The following is a 14,823-nucleotide window of genomic DNA, read 5'->3' on the forward strand; positions in this document are numbered from 1 at the left end:
AAAATGAATACACTAAAGAGCCGTTATATTCTCATTATTCTGTTTCTGCTGTTTATAAGCAGAGCATTTGGTCAGGATTCCGTGATGACCTATGTTTCATTGGAAGGGGCAAAGCTGGAACCTTTCAGGATGCAAGTGACTTACAGTAAAACCACTCATGTGATTTTTCCTTCCACAATTAAATACGTTGATCTGGGAAGCGATCTTTTGGTTGCTAATAAAGCAGAACCTATCGGAAATGTTCTTCGGGTTAAGTCGGCCGTCAGGGATTTTGAAGAAGAAACCAATTTTTCAGTCATTACAGAAGATGGAAAATTTTACAGTTTCGATGTCTTTTACAGTGCATATCCTGATATCCTCAGTTACGATCTTGTCAAGATGCAGAGAAGCATTGAAAGGGAATATTCAACCGATGTACTTTTTGAAGATCTCAAAGGAAGCTCTTCATCACTTACAGAATTGATTATGGAAAGCCTGTATCGAAAGAGCCGAAAAACCATTAAACATATTGCGTCAAAGAGCTTCGGTATTCAGTTTTCTGTCCGTGCATTACACGTGAGTGACAATAAATTCTACTTTACCTTACAGGTTGATAACAGCAGCAATATAGCTTATCATATTGATTTAATCAATTTTAAAATTGCAGATAAGAAGAATTTAAAGAGAACCGTTATTCAGGATAAGTTGTTGGAACCAATTAGAGTTTACACTCCTTCTGTGACTGCAACTCGCCATTCCAATCTTATAGGAGTTTATTTACTGGAGCAATTCACTTTGTTAGAGGATCAGGTTTTGGAGATTGAAATTCTTGAAAGAAACGGAGGACGGCACCAAAAAATTCAGCTTGAGAATAAGGAACTGATCCATGCGAAACCGATCAATAGTTTAAATTTTAAAACCAACTAAGATGAACAGATTATTGATAGCAATGCTTTTCGTTTTAACAGTGAGTTCAAAGTCATTTTCACAGCAGATGACTCCGAAGCAAAAAGGATTTGAAATATCCTATTCTATATATCCTAGTTCTCCCAAAAAACAAAATTATGTTTTAACAGCAGGGCTTATTTCTTATGGAAAGAACGGGAATTATTTGTTTGGGCTGGCAGAATATAGCAGAAATTATCATGAGTATGCCAACTACGAAATCCCGATAGAAATGTTTCTGTTCAATGGAGGATACAGTTTTTATATATGGGGGGATATTATGAGAAATATCAATCTTAATTTGGGAATTGGCGGTCTGGCAGGTTATGAACAGGTTAATAAAGGCAATGAATTGCTGTATGACGGTTCAATGCTTACTGTAACAGATAACTTTATTTATGGAGTAAATGGTAAGTTGTCTATTGAAAGCTATCTGACACCGCATTTGGTTTTTCTGGTCAACGGACAACTTCGCTATTTGAAAAATAGTCAGATGGCGCAGTTACATGCTCTATTTGGTGTTGGAATAAGATGTAATTTTTAAAAATAATATGAAATGCAATATATACTTAATCATAAATTTAAATTATTGTTCAAGTGTTTCATCATTCCAGTGATGATCTTATTACTTATACAATCATGTGAGAAGGATAATTTGGAAATTCAGCAGAATTTTCCTTTTGAGGTAGAGGTGATGCCTGTTCAGAAATACATTTCTAAAGGTGAAACTATAGAGATCAGATGTCGTATTATTCCGGGTGGGAATTATGTGGGTACTACTTACTCGATACGATATTTTCAGTCTGAAGGGGTTGGAAGTCTGCGGTTATTTGACAATCCATCCTTTGTTCCTAATGATTTCTATCCACTAAGTAAAAAGGAATTCAGATTATACTATACTTCCGAATCTTCAGTCTCTCAAAGCTTTGATATTTGGATTTCGGATAATATGGGTAATAAGCAGGAAGTTAATTTCCAGTTTAATCCCCAAAGTATAGGAACTTTATAAGAAATCATCATTTAAAATTTCAGGCTATTTCATCAGAAATGGCCTTTTGTTTTTACATATGAGGTTATAGCGGATAACCTTACCATTTACCTGTAACCTTTTTAGAAAATTGATCTAAGCTAATATTTCAATAGGGTTACTCCTCAAGATGCGCGAAAAGACTTTTCCGACCAAGGGAAGGAATTGTCTTTTCGCCAAATTTTAAATAAGCGACAATGAAGAATTGTCGCTTATTCTAGTAATTGTAAAACTTATTCAAAGATGTCCTTCATCGGCAAACGACATATAATCTGTTGAAGTTAAAATACAATGATCTAATAATTTAATATTTAAAAATTCTGATGCACTTTTTATGCTCAGAGTAATTTTTAAATCTTCCGCTGAGGGTTTTAAATTTCCTGAGGGGTGATTATGTGCTACTATAATGGCAGTTGCATTGCACAATAGGGCTGCTTGCATAATAATTCTTACATCAACTATTGTTGAGGTAATACCGGATTCAGATATTTTCTTGATACCTAAAACTTTGTTTGCCTGATTTAGATACAATGCAAAGAACGATTCTCTATAATCTATTTCATCAGAGTCAAAGTATTGACGAAATACATCAACGGCAGCACGTGAACAGCTTATTAATTTCTCAGAATTTCCTTTTCGTGAGTAGATTAATTTTATTTCATTGACAATATTAAAATCCATGTGATTGCTCTTGTACGGCAGAGACTTGAGTTTCCCGTACCTGTTATATTTTAGATTTATTCCCATCCCTTCCCCAGCTTATTCCTTAAAGCCTTTCAGGCTTCGCTGAATATTTTTCAAAAGAAAACCGGAAAAAAGAAAGCAGATATGAAGTGTTGACAAAGAATAAAGACCAAAAGGAAACGGAATAATTGGAGGGTACCTTCAGGGAGGAAACCGTTTATGCCGTAGTCTTTTGGTGGGATTAGCAGATGGCTGACAACAATACCTTAGCTGCCTTTTTACCGGTTTTATTATGGAAAATATTAAGTCTAATAACAGTCAATAACCTGTTTTTGTATATGAAATAAATGTTTAAGTTAACATTGTTGATTTTATTTGTATTTTAGTTGAATCTAAGAATGATGAATTTCTTTGCATCAATTTTCTCTTGTTGCACTTAAAAAATAAATTTAAACGTAATCACATCTTTTGCAAATAAAATTTTTGTTACCTGATGGTGGATGTTAAGTGTTTTTAAGCGTCACACATTTATACTTAAAAGCCAAATGCATCAGATAAGTGTCTGGATTTACTTTCAGAACAGTTGTCCAATACTTTTATTAAAAAGTATTGGTATGAAGAAGAAAGTTGAAATTAGTAACATAACCGTTGAGGAGATTATCAAAATTTTTAAAGAAGAGGAGGGAATTGAATTAAGCATTGAAGAGGCGAAAGATATTTTAAGCTTTCTGACGATGCTCTTAAAAATTACTATTGAGAGTTTTTTAGAACAATAATATTTTCTAAGGTTTATATATGAAAAAAGCCGACTTATATATCCGTGTGTCAACTGATGAGCAAGCAGATAAGGGATACTCGCAAAGAGATCAGGAGGAACGATTGAAACGTTACTGTGAAAACAATAGCATTACAATTGGTCAAATCATTTATGAAGATTATTCAGCAAAGACCTTTAACAGACCAGAGTGGATCAAATTAATGGATACACTTAAGAGAAAAAGCTCAAAAACAAATCTGCTGCTTTTTACAAAATGGGATCGCTTCAGCAGGAATGCTGGAGATGCTTATCAAATGATTAATATACTTAGGAAAATTAACGTAGAACCGCAGGCCATTGAACAACCTTTAGATCTTTCAATTCCAGAAAATAAAATGATGTTGGCTATATATCTTGCTGCGCCAGAAGTTGAAAACGACAGGCGCGCTTTGAATACTTATTATGGAATGCGCCGTGCTAAAAAAGAAGGCAGATTAATGGGAAGGGCACCTTACGGCTATGTTAACAGAATAACGGAGAATGGAAAAAAGTATGTAACCCCGAAGGAACCGGAAGCTTCTAACATGCAGTGGGCATTTAACGAAATGTCCAAAGGCGTATATTCAGCGAGCCAGATAATGGATATGATGAACAGAAAGGAAGGAAAGTCAGTTAAGATAAGTGCCTTTCTTGCTAGTTTACGCAATACTGCATATTGTGGGAAAATTTACGTCGAACAATTCAATGAAGAGGAGGCTCATTTTGTTACAAGTATTCATGAGCCTTTGATCAGTGAAGAATTATTCGAAAAAGTTCAGTGTATAATGGATGGAAATGTAAATACAGCCAGACCCAACGTAAAAATATTGTCTGACGATAATTTACCGTTACGAGGTTTTCTAGTTTGTCCAGAATGTGGTCATTTGGTTACCGGTAGTGCATCTACGGGACGTTCGGGAAATAAATATTATTACTACCATTGCAAGTCTCCGTGTTCATACCGTTACAAATCTGAAATTCTAAATTCTAAATTTTTAGAGATATTGCAGTCATTGGAAATGCGCGCATCTATAAAAAATTATTTGAAAAAGGTGCTGGAGCGAAATTTTGAAAAATTAATCAATAATCCCCAAAAAGAAAGGAAAGCAATTCTATTAGAAATAGATCGTTTAAACAGCAGATTGAAACAGGCAAGAAATAAACTGATGCAGGAGGTAATTGATGATGAAGATTATCTTGAAATTAAGACCGATTGTAAAAGGCAAATTGAAAAGCTCGAAGCTAAATTAACTAAAGGAAAAGATAATAAGAAAATAGATTTTCAAAAACTACTAGACCAAGCATTATCGAACCTAGTAGACCTCGGGAAAGTCTATACTGATGGGGATATCGAGGTAAAACGTAAAATAATTGGTTCGATATTTCCTGAAAAATTGCAATTTTCAAAAAATCATTATCGAACCACCCGGCCCAATGTTTTTCTCTCTTATATATATCAGATAAACAATGAGTTAGGCGCGAAAAAAAACCGGAAAGAAAGTGAATTATCACCTCTTTCCGGTCTTGTACCCAGGACCGGGATCGAACCGGTACTCCTAAGAACTGGTGTTTGAGACCAGCGCGTCTACCAATTCCGCCACCTGGGCTGCTTTAAATTGGTGTGCAAATATAGAAACTTTTTTTGCTATCTGGCAAGTTTTTGTGAAGATTTCTTTAAAATTCTATTTCCAGGCCATCATAGGCAAGATGCATTCCCGCCGGAAGTTCTTTATCTTCAATATCATGCAGCCCCAGATGATGACTGATATGGGTTAAAAATAATTGTTTAGGTTTTAACTCTTCATAAAGCCGGATGACATCAGGAAGAATGAAATGAGCCGGGTGTGGATCAAATTTTCGGATGCAGTTAAGAACTAACACATCTAAGTTTTGTAATTTTTCCTTTTCTGTATCAGAGATAAAATTGGCATCCGTGATATAGGCCAGGTTTTTAAATTTATATCCGAATACGGTAATTTTATAATGAATCACTTCAATCGGAGTGATTTCAGTGTCTAAGATGGTGAAAGGATGGTTTTCTATTTCATGCAATTCAAAAGCAGGAGCTCCCGGATACCTTATGTCTGTAAAAGCATAAGGAAAACGGTTCTTGATCTCATGGCCAACCCGGTGATAACAATAGATAGGCATATCTTTTCCGCTTTTAAAAATAAGCGGCCGCATATCATCAAGCCCAATCACATGATCATTATGTTCATGGGTAAGAAGAGTAATATCTACATGGTGCTCATGGTTCAGCAACATCTGTTGTCTGAAGTCCGGGCCGCAGTCGATGAGTATTTTTTTGCTTTCTTCTGTAGTGATCATTACGGAAGACCGGAAACGGGTATCTTTCGGATTATTTGAAGTACATACTTCGCATGTGCAACCAATCACGGGCACGCCCTGAGAAGTTCCGGTACCTAAAAATTTCAACTTCATTTTATTTTTGAGGTTGGTTTAATTTTGGTAAATTTACAAAAAATTTAATGTTCTAATGTATCAGAAACTAACTCCTAAGCAAAAAGCATTAACAATTAATCTAGATCCTACTATTTATGGTACTTTCGCGGAAATTGGGGCAGGGCAGGAGACTGTTCGACATTTTTTCAGAGCAGGAGGAGCTTCCGGTACGATTGCTAAGGCAATGTCTGCTTATGACAAGGATTTTAGTGATGCCATCTACGGAAAAGAAGTAAAAAACAGATACGTTACGCAAAACAGACTTCGCAAAATGCTTCGCTATGAAGTAGCTTTGATTGAAGAAAGAATTTCCAGAGAAAACAATCCCAACAGAAAGTTTTTTTCTTACGCCAATACGGTTACGACCATTAATTTTGATAAGACTCAAAAAGGTCACGGTTGGGTAGGAATCCGTTTTCAGGTAGCCGAGAATGAAGATTATAACGAAATCGTCATTCATGTTAAGTTTAAAGAGAATGATGCTACTTTACAGCAGGAAACATTAGGCAACTTAGGGGTAAACCTTATTTTCGGGGCATTTACCTATTACGACAATCCAAGAAGACTGATTGAGTCATTATATGATGATGTAGCAAAGGATAACCTTGAAATAGATATGATCGATTTCAGTGGGCCGGCTTTTGCGTATGTAGACAATAGATTGATGTCATTACAGTTGGTGAAGAACGGAATGACAGATGCCGTGATCTTCAACTCAGAAGGTAACAATATGCTTCCGGCAGATATATTATACAAGAAAAATATTTTTGCGGTAAGAGGTAGTTTCAGACCGGTAACCAAAGTAAACATAGACATGCTTCAGAATGGTATTGATATGTTTTTGAAAGATGCTACCTGTACCCAGGAAGAAACAGAAATCCTTATTGAAATTACCATTTCCAACCTGAGGGCAGATGGAGACATTGATGAAAGAGATTTCCTTGACAGGGTAGACATTCTGGGTAAGTTAGGATATACGGTAATCGTTTCCAACTTCTCCGAATATTACCGTTTGATTGATTATTTTGCTTCCTATACAGGAGGAGATATTGGAGTTGCCATGGGGGTGAATAATTTATTGATGGTATTTGATGAAAAATATTATAAAAACTTATCAGGCGGAATCCTTGAAGCCTTTGGTAAATTCTTCCGTAACGGAATGAGAGTATATCTGTATCCTTATAAAGATCCGGAAACCCACGAACTTTTAGATGCATCTAATCTTAAAGTGGAAGAAAACTTAAAAGAGCTTTACAAATATTTCAAGCTGAACAACCGTATCGTAGATATCAAAAACTATAATCCGGAATTTCTGGAAATCTATTCCAGAGAGATATTAAGAAAAATTGCCTGTGGTATCAAAGGATGGGAAAATCAGTTGCCTGACGGTGTTGCAGAAATGATCAAAGAGCGCGGAATGTTTGGATATAAAGAAGAACTTTCCTTAAAACAATTCTCCTAAAAACAAAATATAATGCTAGAACTAAAGAAGAGACTTTCTTCTATCCTTGAAAGTCCGAAACATAATACTGAAGAAAAGCTTCAGAAAGTTTGCCATCTGCTGGATCAGGAGATTCCTTATTTCAACTGGACAGGTTTCTATTTTAAAAACGGAGACAAAGACGAACTGATCTTAGGTCCTTACGTGGGGGCTCCTACAGATCATACCATTATTCCTTATGGAAAAGGAATTTGCGGACAGGTTGCCGTTTCCAATGAAACATTTATTGTCCCGGATGTGAAATTGCAGGATAACTATTTAAGCTGTTCCATTGATACCAAAGCGGAAATAGTAGTTCCGATCTTTAAAAATGGGGTTAATATTGGACAGATTGATATAGATTCTCATACGCTGAATCCTTTCACGAAAGAAGATTTGGAAATGCTAGAATGGCTTTGCCATGAGGTTTCCAAAATAGTATAAAAAATACAGAGTGGGCTTTAGCCCACTTTTTTATTGAAATGAATTTATTTCTGAGAGTAACTCATTAAAATACTTCCCACACTTCGCAATATGCGTTCCATACCAGGAAAAAGCTTCCCCGTCCACGATCATAATTTTTTTATCCGGATAAAATGCTTTCAGCTCTTCCATATGTTTTTCCTTGAATGGAAACGGCTCGGAAGAAAGCATGATAATATCCGTTTTAGCTAAATCTTCAACTTTAATTTCAGGATACCGGATTTTATCTTTAAAACTATTTTCAAAACCTATTTCCGTTAAAATATGGTGGATGAAAGTATCGGAACCTATTGTCATGTAAGGATTTTTCCAGATCAGATAGGCTACTTTTATGCGGGAATTGATCTTTGCCTGGTTGAGAACCTCATAAGTCTTCAGATTATAGGCTTTGGCCTTTTCTTCTTGACGAAATATATTCCCTAAACTTTTAACTAGATAATAATTATCTTCAACGGTTTCCACATGAGTTACCATCACTTTGAAATCATGCATCAATGCTTCTACTTGTTCCTTAACATTTTCTTCTTTGTTGGCTAAAATCAGGTCAGGCTGTAAGCTTTTGATTTTTTCAATATTGATATTTTTCGTGCCACCAACAATTTCAACATTTTTGATCTGCTCATGAGGATGGATACAGAATTTTGTTCTTCCGATGACTTCATTTTCCGTTAAACCCAAATCAAATAATGCTTCCGTAATGGAAGGAACCAGAGAAATAACTTTCATTCAAATAGACTTTGCCTAAAATTACAAAAGTTTACCCGTAAGGAAAAGTCCGGCAACGGAAAAATAGATAATTAATCCCGTAACATCCACTAAAGTTGCTACAAACGGAGCGGAAGAGGTAGCTGGGTCGAGATTTAATTTTTTAAGGATAAAAGGAACCATAGAACCGGAAAGGGTACCCCAAAGTACGATCATTACTAAAGAAACACCCACACTCAATCCTACGAATGGCCAGTAAACGCCATAATCAAAAAGCCCGGTTTGATGCCAGATCATAATTCTTAGGAAACCAATAATTCCAAGGATCCCTCCAAGAAATAAACCAGTAAATATCTCCTTTTTCATGACATACCACCAGTCTTTCAAGCCGATCTCCTGTAACGCCATTGCTCTGATAATAAGAGTGGCAGCCTGTGAACCGGAATTCCCTCCACTGGAAATGATTAACGGCACAAATAAGGCCAGAACAACTGCCTTCTGAATTTCATCTTCAAAATAACCCATAGCAGAGGCCGTAAGCATTTCGGAGAAAAACAGGATGATCAGCCACATGCCTCTTTTTTTCACCATTTCGATGAGAGAAGTCTGTGTATAGGGTACATCCAACGCTTCAAGACCCCCGAACTTCTGAATATCTTCAGTATTCTGTTGCTCGATCTGGTCAAGAATGTCATCAATCGTTACAATTCCTACCAAAACACCTGCTTCCGTAATGATTGGAAGAGCAGCTCTGTCATATTTTTCGAAATAAGTAACCGCGTCTTCCTTAGAAGTGGTAGTTGTGATGGCTACAAAATGATTGTCGGTAATTTCAGAAATCAGAGTGTCTTCTTCGGCCAGTAGCAAACTTCCCAATGCAATATCATCAATCAGCCGGTTTCGTTCATCCACTACATATAGGTGGTTCATTGTTTCCACTCTCTTACCCACTTTTTTGATCTGTTGCAGGCATCGTTTTACCGTCCATTCCTTACGGATCTGAATGTAATAAGGCGTCATCAGACGGGCAATGGAATCAGAATCATAGCCCAAAAGTTTAAGAGCAATCCTTCTTTCCTGCGGATTAAGATGATTGATGGAATATTTGATCAGTTCATCCGGAAAATCCTCGAACAAAGCCGTTCTGTCATCCGGAGTCATGGCATTCAAAATTTCGGAAACTTCATCACTTCCGATACTTCTGATGGTTTCTTCCTGGAAATCAGGGTCTAGATGTGAAAAAACTTCAGCTTTGTATTCTTTCGGAACTTTCAGAAATGCCAATAATCTCTCATCAGCAGGGAGTTCGCTGAGAGTTTCGGCAATATCGGCAGGATTAAAGATAAGTTCGTCTGTAGAATTCAAAACATGAAATTTTGGCTATGCAAAAATAATTCAAATTTTTAAGATGTAATAATGATGCGGAAAAATTAAGGATTAATTAAATTTCATTTTTACGGATAATCAAAGAAGCACCTGTAAAACAGATGCTTCAAAAATTAAAATTTAAAATTACATAAGGTTACACATTCATTATTCCAATATAGGTTCACATATCGGATAAGGTGAAGCAATACACATTCCGCCACTACAACATTCGCCTGCCCAACACTGGGATGAATCCCTGCATTTTCTGATCAATCCGCCACCATTGATTTCTTTTTGCTCTTGTCTGCTGAGCTTTTTTAGATTTAATTTCATTGTTGTCAGATTTTAAGGTTCTATACAGGCATATTCTACACATGTGTAATTGCAACACCATCCAATGATACATTGCTCATGGCTTGTACATTGTTTGAATGCACCGCCGTTGATCTGCTTTTGCGCTTCTCTGCTAAGTTTTTTTAGATTTGATTTTTTCATATTATTTAGATTTGAGTAGAACTAAAGTAATAAAATGTTTTAAATTATTCACTGCCTTATGAATTTTTTCATACTCATTTACTGGTATTATGTATACGAAGTATTAAGCAAGAAAATAAAACACCCGCATTTGCGGGTATCTGTAAAATTGCCTGTCAATCTGTAAATTATAAGTCAGGATCAATACATGCCTGTGGAGAGCATATACCGTTACAGCACCATCCAATGGTACAAGGTGAAGTTCTGCTACATCTTCGGATGGCCCCACCATTAATGTGTTTTTGTTCTGATCTGCTGAGTTTTTTTAGATTTTTCATAATATTTTGTTTTACAATGTGCCTACTCTATATGCTTTTGGGCAACCGCATTTATTAGTTCATGCAAATATTATCATACTTGTGTATCCAAAAAAACTTTAGCCTGAACATTTTATAAAATGTTCAGGCTAAAGTGATATTTAACTGTTTTATTTACAGGGTGTTTATTTGTTGGTGAGAAGAAGTGATGCCGATGTCAAGTAAGAATTTTTAAATGATTTATAAATCCACTGTTGAGGACGGATTGATCTTTTTTAAATTTTTAAGAATACCTTTTAAGGCTCCATTAGTTCCAATTTTAATGGAGTTCTCGGTAGACCCTAAAAGACGCATGTTTTTTCGATAAGTATCGTAATCTGTTTCTGTAATGAAATTTCCTCCGGCATCAAAAAGCTTCATACTTACAATAACCTGATTGGAGAAAACATATTTACCTAACCCGACCTTAAAATATTTTACTTTAGGAACAATGGCGAAATCTGCATCATTATTAACACAATAATCGATAATGGTTTGCTGATCTACACTGTCAAAAGGAATCTGTACTTCCGCTCTAAGCATTTTGTTTTTTCTGTAGCTGCTTACTTTATCGGAAACAGCACTGAAAAAGGCATTATTGGTAGGTTCCTTTATTTCTTCAATATCGGGTTCTACTTCAGGATTAAAGTACAGGACTTTCCTGATCTTATCATCAGCATTTTTCTGGGCTTTTACAATAGCCATACCGATAAACAGAAAAGAGGTAAACGTTGTAAATAATAAAACTTTTCTCATCACTAATTCGTTTGCAAAATTACTGCCTTTTAATGGGATAGCATATAATTTATTAAGAAATTTTTAACATTTTTTTCTATCAATTTTGATATATGAAATCAATAATGTTTGCAGACTTAGAAAATAGTCGTATCTTTGCACCCGTTACATAATAATCATTTAAATAATATTGGAATGTACTTAACAACAGAAAAAAAGCAGGAAATTTTCTCAAAACACGGGAAATCTGCACAAGACACAGGAAGTGCTGAAGGACAAATTGCACTTTTCACTTTCAGAATCAACCACCTTTCTGCTCACCTTAAGAGCAACCACAAAGATTACAACACAGAAAGATCTTTGGTGAAATTGGTAGGTAAAAGAAAAAGATTACTAGATTACCTTAAAAGAAAAGATATCGCAAGATATAGAGCAATTATTGCTGAATTAGGTTTAAGAAAATAATCTATAAAGATTTTCAAAATAAAAGCAACTTCGAAAGAGGTTGCTTTTTTGTTGATATCAGGTTTTATCTTTTCCGATTTTTCCTAAGTGGGTATTTTGGAAACTGTCCGGGTATTTTAAGCCATACCCTAAAACCCTGTCAAATGCAGAATGGGTGAATAGTATTGCCCCAATCATATTTAAATAAGGAAGTGAGAATAAGGTTCCAAGTAAATATACGATAATGGCAATTCCAAAATGATGAAAAATGTTGTAGCAAAATGCTCCGACTTTATTATTTATCACATATCCCAACATAGAAATATCAGGAGCAAAGAACAGGCCTGCAAACCACCACCAGGAGAATTCAGTGTGTTTGAAAGCAAGAATTCCTAAAATGATAAAAGCTATATATTCCAGCTGCAATTGAGTTTTCATATTATATTTTGTTTTTAATAGATAATTCTGTTCTGCTAATTTCACTTTTTTCTTTAAAATTACGGTTTAAGGATAGATATTTGTCACTAAAATTTAATAAACCGTTAGAATACATTATCTTTGCATCTGAAAATTTAAAGAGTTTAAATATTAATCGTACTCAATACGGAGTACACAGAAGACAAATTTATGAGTATACCTCAAGCGTTTACAGAAACGATTACTCTTGCAGACGGCAGAGAGATCACTATTGAAACGGGGAAGCTGGCTAAGCAGGCAGATGGATCCGTAGTTGTAAAATGTGGCGGAACAATGCTTTTAGCGACTGTTGTAGCCAACAAAGAAGCAAATCCAGGTGTAGATTTCTTACCATTAACGGTAGATTACAGAGAAAAATTCTATGCAGGTGGAAGAATTCCGGGGAATTTCTTCCGTAGAGAAGCAAAACCTTCTGATGATGAAGTTCTTACTATGAGATTGGTGGATAGAGTATTACGTCCGCTTTTCCCTGAAGATTTCCACGCAGAAGTACAGGTGATGATTTCATTGATTTCTTATGATAAAGCGGTAATGCCTGAAGCTTTAGCCGGTTTGGCAGCTTCTGCGGCAATTGCTATTACAGATATACCTTTCGACGGACCAATGTCTGAAGCAAGAGTAGTAAGAATCGACGGAGAATTATCAATCAACCCAAGCTACGAAAATTTATTAAAGTCAGATATTGATATCATGGTGGGAGCTACTAAAGATTCCATCGTAATGGTAGAAGGAGAGATGAAGGAGATTTCCGAGCAGGAAATGTTGGAAGCTATTAATTTTGCTCATGCTGAAATTAAAAAGCAGATCGAAGCTCAGGAAAGATTAGCTGAAAAAGTAGGAAAATCTTTTCCTAAGAGAGAATACTCTCACGAAGTTCATGATGAAGCGATCCGTGAAAAAGTATGGAACGAGTGCTATAACAAAGTATATGAAGTAGCAAAAACTCCATCCAACAAAGAAGAAAGAGGAGAAAAATTCAAAGCAGTTCTTGATGAGTTCTTAGCTCAATATGTTGACAATGCAGAAGAATTGGAAAGAGTAACTCCTTTCGCTAAAGTGTATTATCATGATGTAGAGAAAGAAGCGATGCGTCAGATGATTCTGGAAGAAAACATCCGTCTGGATGGTCGTGACCCGAAAACGATTCGCCCAATCTGGTCTGAAATCGATTATCTTCCAGGCGCTCATGGTTCAGCGATCTTTACAAGAGGTGAAACTCAATCTTTAACGGCTGTAACGCTAGGTTCTATAAAAGATGCGAACATGATAGACAGCGTTATTACGCAACATGATGAGAAATTCTTCTTACACTATAATTTCCCTCCATTCTCTACCGGTGAAGCAAGACCTTTAAGAGGAACTTCAAGAAGAGAAGTAGGACACGGAAACCTTGCTCAGAGAGCTTTAACAGCAGTGATCCCTGCTGAAAATCCATATACGATCAGAATTGTTTCTGATATTTTAGAATCTAACGGTTCTTCTTCCATGGCAACAGTTTGCGCAGGAACCTTGGCATTGATGGATGCAGGGGTAAAGATCACAAAACCTGTTTCAGGGATTGCTATGGGACTTATTACTGATAAAAAATCAGGAAAATGGACTGTTCTTTCTGATATCTTAGGAGATGAAGATCACCTGGGAGATATGGACTTTAAAGTAACAGGAACTGCAGATGGTATCACTGCTTGTCAGATGGATATCAAAATCCAGGGACTTTCAATGGATATCATGGAAAAAGCTTTGATGCAGGCTAAAGACGGAAGATTACATATCTTAAATAAAATCACTGAAACTATTTCTGAACCAAGAGCAGATGTGAAGCCTCACGCTCCGAAGATGGTAGTAATGGAAATCCCTAAAGATTTCATTGGTGCAGTAATCGGACCTGGTGGAAAAATCATTCAGCAGTTACAGAAAGATACTGAAACGGTTATTGCTATTGAAGAGCAAGGTGAAATCGGACGTATCGAGATTGCAGGGACAGACAGAGCTAAGATTAATGAAGCAGTTGCGAAAATCAACGAAATTACTTTCGTTCCGGTTGTAGGAGAAATCTACAAAGGAAAGGTAGTGAAAGTAATGGATTTCGGAGCATTCGTTCAGTTGGCAAAGGGAACTGAAGGTCTTCTTCATATCTCTGAAATCGAGTGGAAGCGTCTTGATAAAGTTCCATACAAAGAAGGCGATGAGGTAGAAGTGAAATTCATGGGGTATGATGACCGTAAGAAAATGAAACTTTCAAGAAAAGTTCTTTTACCAAGACCTCCGAAGCCGGAAGGAAAACCAAGACCGGAAGGACAGTCTAAACCAAACACTGAGCAGCCTGCAGAAAATCAAAATCCTTCAGCTGAAGTTTAAGATTATTCTTATATATAAATGAATCCCTCAAACTGAGGGATTTTTTTGT

The 14,823-nt window shown here is 36.1% G+C and carries 18 protein-coding genes and 1 tRNA gene; 9 read left to right on the plus strand and 10 right to left on the minus strand.

Annotated elements, in window-relative coordinates; translation table 11 throughout:
- Window positions 1-3 precede the first annotated feature (3 nt).
- From traN to EGI05_RS11285, 3 genes are all read left to right on the plus strand, one after another.
- Window positions 4-906, plus strand: a complete 903-nt coding sequence (gene traN / locus EGI05_RS11275; protein WP_123263123.1) for a conjugative transposon protein TraN — start codon at window positions 4-6, stop codon at window positions 904-906.
- Window position 907: 1 nt separating this feature from the next.
- A complete protein-coding gene (locus tag EGI05_RS11280) occupies window positions 908-1,468 on the plus strand; it encodes a conjugal transfer protein TraO (RefSeq protein WP_123263124.1) in 561 nt (186 codons plus the stop codon).
- A 72-nt stretch (window positions 1,469-1,540) separates the two neighbouring features.
- Window positions 1,541-1,933, plus strand: coding sequence for a DUF3872 domain-containing protein (locus EGI05_RS11285; RefSeq protein WP_262694395.1), 393 nt, complete (start codon window positions 1,541-1,543; stop codon window positions 1,931-1,933).
- A gap of 255 nt (window positions 1,934-2,188) precedes the next feature.
- Here EGI05_RS11285 and EGI05_RS11290 read toward each other — a convergent pair whose 3' ends face one another.
- Window positions 2,189-2,632, minus strand: coding sequence for a JAB domain-containing protein (locus tag EGI05_RS11290; protein ID WP_042719913.1), 444 nt, complete (start codon window positions 2,630-2,632; stop codon window positions 2,189-2,191).
- 617 nt (window positions 2,633-3,249) lie between these two features.
- Here EGI05_RS11290 and EGI05_RS17990 point away from each other — a divergent pair.
- Together EGI05_RS17990 and EGI05_RS11300 are read left to right on the plus strand one after the other, a co-directional pair.
- Entirely contained in the window at window positions 3,250-3,411 is a 162-nt protein-coding gene (locus tag EGI05_RS17990; RefSeq protein ID WP_166668338.1) for a hypothetical protein, read from the plus strand.
- Window positions 3,412-3,430: 19 nt separating this feature from the next.
- Complete coding sequence (locus tag EGI05_RS11300) at window positions 3,431-5,005, plus strand: recombinase family protein (RefSeq protein ID WP_123263390.1); 1,575 nt, start codon at window positions 3,431-3,433, stop codon at window positions 5,003-5,005.
- On the opposite strand, the gene EGI05_RS11305 is transcribed toward EGI05_RS11300, so the two are convergent.
- Together EGI05_RS11305 and EGI05_RS11310 are read right to left on the minus strand one after the other, a co-directional pair.
- Window positions 4,959-5,038: transfer RNA gene (locus tag EGI05_RS11305), tRNA-Leu, on the minus strand. The genes EGI05_RS11300 and EGI05_RS11305 overlap by 47 nt on opposite strands.
- A 67-nt stretch (window positions 5,039-5,105) precedes the next feature.
- The gene (locus tag EGI05_RS11310; RefSeq protein WP_123263127.1) at window positions 5,106-5,873 is read right to left on the minus strand and encodes an MBL fold metallo-hydrolase; all 768 of its coding nucleotides are present in this window, start codon (window positions 5,871-5,873) and stop codon (window positions 5,106-5,108) included.
- A gap of 55 nt (window positions 5,874-5,928) precedes the next feature.
- Here EGI05_RS11310 and EGI05_RS11315 point away from each other — a divergent pair, with 55 nt between their 5' ends.
- On the plus strand, window positions 5,929-7,356 hold the full coding sequence (locus EGI05_RS11315; RefSeq protein WP_123263128.1) for a TonB-dependent receptor: 1,428 nt from the start codon (window positions 5,929-5,931) through the stop codon (window positions 7,354-7,356).
- A 12-nt stretch (window positions 7,357-7,368) separates the two neighbouring features.
- Window positions 7,369-7,818, plus strand: a complete 450-nt coding sequence (locus tag EGI05_RS11320; protein WP_123263129.1) for a GAF domain-containing protein — start codon at window positions 7,369-7,371, stop codon at window positions 7,816-7,818.
- A gap of 30 nt (window positions 7,819-7,848) precedes the next feature.
- Here EGI05_RS11320 and EGI05_RS11325 read toward each other — a convergent pair whose 3' ends face one another.
- The 6 genes from EGI05_RS11325 to EGI05_RS11335 form a co-directional block, all read right to left on the minus strand.
- Entirely contained in the window at window positions 7,849-8,583 is a 735-nt protein-coding gene (locus EGI05_RS11325) for an ABC transporter substrate-binding protein (protein ID WP_123263130.1), read from the minus strand.
- Between the two features lie 21 nt (window positions 8,584-8,604).
- Window positions 8,605-9,927 (minus strand): magnesium transporter, encoded by a 1,323-nt coding sequence (gene mgtE, locus EGI05_RS11330; RefSeq protein ID WP_123263131.1) that lies wholly within the window; start codon window positions 9,925-9,927, stop codon window positions 8,605-8,607.
- 168 nt (window positions 9,928-10,095) lie between these two features.
- A complete protein-coding gene (locus EGI05_RS17995) occupies window positions 10,096-10,263 on the minus strand; it encodes a bacteriocin-like protein (protein WP_166668337.1) in 168 nt (55 codons plus the stop codon).
- A gap of 12 nt (window positions 10,264-10,275) precedes the next feature.
- A complete protein-coding gene (locus EGI05_RS18255; protein ID WP_245141797.1) occupies window positions 10,276-10,425 on the minus strand; it encodes a bacteriocin-like protein in 150 nt (49 codons plus the stop codon).
- A 167-nt stretch (window positions 10,426-10,592) separates the two neighbouring features.
- Window positions 10,593-10,742 (minus strand): bacteriocin-like protein, encoded by a 150-nt coding sequence (locus EGI05_RS18000; protein ID WP_166668336.1) that lies wholly within the window; start codon window positions 10,740-10,742, stop codon window positions 10,593-10,595.
- Between the two features lie 219 nt (window positions 10,743-10,961).
- A complete protein-coding gene (locus EGI05_RS11335; protein WP_123263132.1) occupies window positions 10,962-11,516 on the minus strand; it encodes a pyruvate decarboxylase in 555 nt (184 codons plus the stop codon).
- Between the two features lie 174 nt (window positions 11,517-11,690).
- Between EGI05_RS11335 and rpsO the strand changes: the two genes are divergently transcribed.
- Window positions 11,691-11,960: a 30S ribosomal protein S15 gene (gene rpsO / locus EGI05_RS11340; protein WP_123263133.1), complete on the plus strand. Its 270-nt coding sequence runs from the start codon at window positions 11,691-11,693 to the stop codon at window positions 11,958-11,960.
- 57 nt (window positions 11,961-12,017) lie between these two features.
- Here rpsO and EGI05_RS11345 read toward each other — a convergent pair whose 3' ends face one another.
- Window positions 12,018-12,377, minus strand: a complete 360-nt coding sequence (locus EGI05_RS11345; protein WP_123263134.1) for a DUF4260 domain-containing protein — start codon at window positions 12,375-12,377, stop codon at window positions 12,018-12,020.
- Between the two features lie 189 nt (window positions 12,378-12,566).
- Between EGI05_RS11345 and EGI05_RS11350 the strand changes: the two genes are divergently transcribed.
- Window positions 12,567-14,774 carry a polyribonucleotide nucleotidyltransferase gene (locus tag EGI05_RS11350; protein WP_123263135.1) on the plus strand — a complete coding sequence of 736 codons (2,208 nt, stop codon included), beginning with the start codon at window positions 12,567-12,569 and terminating at the stop codon, window positions 14,772-14,774.
- Window positions 14,775-14,823: the final 49 nt, after the last annotated feature.

Source organism: Chryseobacterium daecheongense, assembly GCF_003729955.1.
GTDB lineage: Bacteria > Bacteroidota > Bacteroidia > Flavobacteriales > Weeksellaceae > Chryseobacterium > Chryseobacterium daecheongense.